Source organism: Agarivorans sp., from assembly GCF_050295395.1.
In the GTDB taxonomy this organism is placed as follows: Bacteria; Pseudomonadota; Gammaproteobacteria; order Enterobacterales; family Celerinatantimonadaceae; genus Agarivorans.
Window position 1 is genome coordinate 1 of the sequence record NZ_JBNKPP010000299.1, and the last position, 3,822, is coordinate 3,822.

At 47.1% G+C, this 3,822-nt stretch carries 6 protein-coding genes; 4 read left to right on the forward strand and 2 right to left on the reverse strand.

Annotation, left to right across the window (positions count from 1 at the left end; all coding sequences use genetic code 11):
- From ACQY6Q_RS18080 to yacG, 4 genes are all read left to right on the forward strand, one after another.
- Nucleotides 1-250: prepilin peptidase (locus tag ACQY6Q_RS18080; protein ID WP_427983580.1), on the forward strand; the 250-nt coding region annotated here is incomplete at its 5' end.
- A complete protein-coding gene (coaE, locus tag ACQY6Q_RS18085) occupies nt 250-852 on the forward strand; it encodes a dephospho-CoA kinase (RefSeq protein WP_427983582.1) in 603 nt (200 codons plus the stop codon). The genes ACQY6Q_RS18080 and coaE, both read left to right, overlap by 1 nt.
- A 58-nt stretch (nt 853-910) precedes the next feature.
- The gene (gene zapD / locus ACQY6Q_RS18090) at nt 911-1,651 is read left to right on the forward strand and encodes a cell division protein ZapD (protein WP_427983583.1); all 741 of its coding nucleotides are present in this window, start codon (nt 911-913) and stop codon (nt 1,649-1,651) included.
- On the forward strand, nt 1,651-1,854 hold the full coding sequence (gene yacG / locus ACQY6Q_RS18095) for a DNA gyrase inhibitor YacG (protein WP_427983584.1): 204 nt from the start codon (nt 1,651-1,653) through the stop codon (nt 1,852-1,854). Before zapD ends, yacG begins: the two co-directional genes overlap by 1 nt.
- Here yacG and mutT read toward each other — a convergent pair.
- Together mutT and ACQY6Q_RS18105 are read right to left on the reverse strand one after the other, a co-directional pair.
- Nucleotides 1,851-2,261 carry an 8-oxo-dGTP diphosphatase MutT gene (gene mutT / locus ACQY6Q_RS18100; RefSeq protein WP_427983586.1) on the reverse strand — a complete coding sequence of 137 codons (411 nt, stop codon included), beginning with the start codon at nt 2,259-2,261 and terminating at the stop codon, nt 1,851-1,853. The genes yacG and mutT overlap by 4 nt on opposite strands.
- 64 nt (nt 2,262-2,325) lie before the next feature.
- Nucleotides 2,326-3,822 (reverse strand): SEC-C metal-binding domain-containing protein (locus tag ACQY6Q_RS18105; RefSeq protein WP_427983587.1); only part of this gene is annotated, 1,497 nt, incomplete at its 5' end.

Consider the following 3,822-nt stretch of genomic DNA (forward strand, 5'->3'; position numbering starts at 1 on the left):
CATGGGTTATGGCGACTTCAAGTTGCTGGCCATGATCGGCGCATGGTTTGGCTGGCAAGCCTTACCGCTTACTATTTTGCTCTCTTCTTTCGCTGGCGCCTTAATCGGCATTAGTCTTATCGCTCTGGGTAAGCGCCAACAAAGTCAAGCCATACCCTTTGGCCCCTATTTAGCTCTAGGCGGTGTAGTCTATTTATTTTTTGGTGCGCAGCTACATAGCTGGTACTTCTCCTACCTAGGGCTGAGTTAATGCTAGTGGGTTTAACCGGCGGTATTGCCAGCGGCAAAAGCCAAGCCTGCCACTATTTTGCTGAGCTCGGCATTCCCATTGTGGATGCCGATATTGTGGCGCGCCAAGTGGTTGAGCCCGGCCAACCTGCCTTAGCCAAAATTACCGACTATTTTGGCCCAGAGATACTGTTAGACGATGGCAGCTTAAACCGCCGCCTACTGCGCCAGCTGATCTTCAATGACCAGCAAAAAAAGCATTGGCTCAACCAATTACTTCACCCACTTATCCGTGAGCGAATGTTGCTGCAACTTGGGCATGCCAAAGGCCCCTATAAAATATTGGTCGCCCCGCTGCTGTTTGAAAATCACTTAGATAAGCTCACCGATCGCAGCCTATTAATTGATGTGCCCGTTGCGCTGCAACTACAGCGAACCACTGCGCGTGATGGCGTTGATGCCCAGCAAGCACAGCAAATTATCAATTCGCAAATGAGTAGAGCCGACAAACGCGCCGCCGCCGATGACATCATCGACAACAACCAAGGTCTAGACGAACTTAAGCAAAAAGTCTTAGCTCAACACCTAATCTACCTAGAACTGGCCAAAAGCCATGACAGTTGAACGCTCAGTAGTTACACTAGGCTAGATAAACCAATCACACCTTGTTTTCTGAGTCCCTATGGCCGCATTGATATTTGAGCATCCTTTAAACGAAAAAGTAAGAAACTACTTACGCTTAGAGCAGTTGTTTGAGCAATTGATGTTATCTAAAGCCTTACAACATCCGCTGCAACAGCAGCAGTTTTTTCGCGCTCTATTCGAGGTAGCAGAGGTACTGGAGCGCTGTGAATGGCGTTCCGACTTACTTAAAGACTTAGCCAAACAGGCCGATAAATTAGAACAATGGGCAGCTATGCCCAAAGTGGATATCAGTAAAATTGAACAGTTGTTATTACAAGTAAAAACGCTGATTTCCACCATTAGCAAACATGCACGCGTCTCTGACCAGCTTAAAAGCGACCGGCTGTTATCCAGTATTCGTCAACGCCTAAGCCTACCCGGCGGTAACTGCAGCTTCGATTTACCTCAGTTACACTATTGGCTGCATCAACAACCTGAGGTAATTCAAGCTCAGGTAAAACAATGGCTGCTACCTTTACAACCGGTTGCCGACGCGATCATTCACCTGCTTAAGTTACTCAGAGAACAACATAGTTACAGTGAAGTCATCGCCAGCAAGGGCTTTTATCAAGGAGTGGCAGCCGAATGTGGTCTGTTGCGCATCGAGCTAGATTCTGAGCTGCAGTGTTACCCGACGGTTAGCGGCCACAAGCACCGCTTCGCCATAAAATTTATTAGTGCAGTGAATCAAGAGCTTGAAGATATTCCCTGCCGTTTATATTGTTGTAAAATTGCCTAATGAACAAACCCAATCCAACTAAAGTAAAATGCCCCACCTGTAATGCCGAAGTTATTTGGCAGACCAGTAGCGAATTTCGTCCTTTCTGTTCTGAGCGTTGTAAGCTGATTGATTTAGGCGAGTGGGCGAACGAAGAAAAATATATTGCCGGACAGCAGCACCTTCAAGAAGACGAAGATAAGCCCGACAGCTGGGAGTTCTAATTAAATTCAGCCCAAGGCTTGGCTAATAGTGTTTCAAGGATCGCATGATTCGCGTCAGGGAAACGATAGTTAACTAACTCTGGCTTGGCTACCCAACGAATCTCTTGCTGCTCTGCGCCCTCAGGCTCACCAACAAAGCGACTAACGGTATAGACATGCAAACATACTTGCTTATCGCCATAGTCGTGCTCAATGCGAATCAGCGGCTTACAGCTAGCCTGTACAATCTCTATAGACAACTCTTCTTGTAATTCACGCGCCAAGGCTTCGATGACGGACTCATCGGCTTCAATTTTGCCACCGGGAAACTCCCATTTCCCCCCTTGATGCTGTTGTTGATGACGGAAACTCAGCAACACCTTATCGCCTTGAAGTATGACCCCAACCGCAACATTAACCTGCTTCATTTAAGCCCCTATAAGTTCATAAAAAAGGAGAGCCGCAGCTCTCCTCTGTAAACGCCAAGCAAACTTAAGACAGTTTACCGTGGCATTGTTTATATTTCTTACCAGAGCCACAAGGACAAGGGTCATTTCGGCCGACTTTTTGTCCTTCACGAACCACCGGCTGGCCATTCTCTAGTTGAGCCTCTTGAGCCTGCTCTTGAGCTTGCTGCTGACGCATTAGCGCGGCTCTTTGCTCTGCTTCACGGCGTTTTGCTTCCATGGCTTCGACTTCTTCAGGATCTTGAACTCGAACTCGGCTTAAGATGCTAATCACGTCTAGTTTCAACGCTTCCAGCATTTGCGTGAACAACTCAAAAGACTCGCGTTTATATTCCTGCTTAGGATTCTTCTGTGCGTAACCACGTAGGTGAATGCCCTGACGTAGGTGATCCATTGCTGCTAGATGCTCTTTCCAAAGTTGGTCAAGAGTTTGCAGCATTACCGATTTTTCAAATTGCTTAATTGGATCAGCACCCACTTTATCAATCTTCGATTGGTAATCAGCAACGGCCTCAGCAAGAATTTTCTCACGCAATTTATCTTCGTGTAACTTATCGTCTTCATCCAACCATTTTTGTATTGGTAGGTCTAAACCAAAGTCACTTTTCAGACGCTGTTCTAGCTCGCTCACTTGCCACATTTCTTCCAAAGACTGCGGCGGGATGTATTCATCAATAACCGAGTTGAACACATCTTCACGAATCACTTCGATGGTGTCGGAAATACTTTCGCTATCCATCAGGTCATTACGTTGTTCGTAAACCACTTTTCGTTGATCGTTAGCTACGTCATCAAATTCTAACAATGACTTACGCACATCAAAGTTTCGGCCTTCCACCTTACGTTGGGCGTTCTCAATCGCCCGAGTCACCCATGGGTGCTCAATCGCTTCGCCTTCTTCCATGCCCAGCTTTTTCATCATGCCGGTAACACGATCAGAAGCGAAGATGCGCATTAAGCTATCTTCCATAGACAGATAAAAACGAGTAGAACCCGGATCACCCTGACGACCAGAACGACCACGCAACTGATTATCAATCCGACGAGATTCATGACGCTCGGTGCCAATAATGTGCAAACCACCGGCGGCTAATACCGCGTCGTGACGCTCTTGCCAGCGTTGTTTCACCTCGGCGATTTGCTGCTCACTGGGATCCTCGCCCAAGGCGCTAATCTCTACCTGCAAGTTACCACCTAGCACAATATCGGTACCACGGCCGGCCATGTTGGTGGCAATGGTTACCGCACCAGCAACACCCGCTTCTGCAACAATGTCGGCTTCCTTCTCGTGGAATTTGGCGTTTAATACATTGTGCTTAATTTTCTCTTTCTTCAGAATGTTGGATAATAACTCTGAGTTTTCGATAGAAACCGTACCCACCAACACTGGACGCTGAGCCTTCACACATTCGCGAATATCATTCACAATCGCCTTGTATTTCTCTTCGGCTGTGAGGTAAACCAAATCACCTTGGTCATCACGAATCATCGGTTTATTGGTTGGAACGACTACCGTGTCTAG

Excerpts from the sequence above, each read along its gene's own strand:
- zapD (WP_427983583.1), top strand. The coding sequence starts at position 911 with ATGGCCGCATTGATATTTGAGCATCCTTTAAACGAAAAAGTAAGAAAC.
- coaE (WP_427983582.1), top strand. The coding sequence starts at position 250 with ATGCTAGTGGGTTTAACCGGCGGTATTGCCAGCGGCAAAAGCCAAGCC.
- mutT (WP_427983586.1), bottom strand. The coding sequence starts at position 2,261 with ATGAAGCAGGTTAATGTTGCGGTTGGGGTCATACTTCAAGGCGATAAG.
- yacG (WP_427983584.1), top strand. The coding sequence starts at position 1,651 with ATGAACAAACCCAATCCAACTAAAGTAAAATGCCCCACCTGTAATGCC.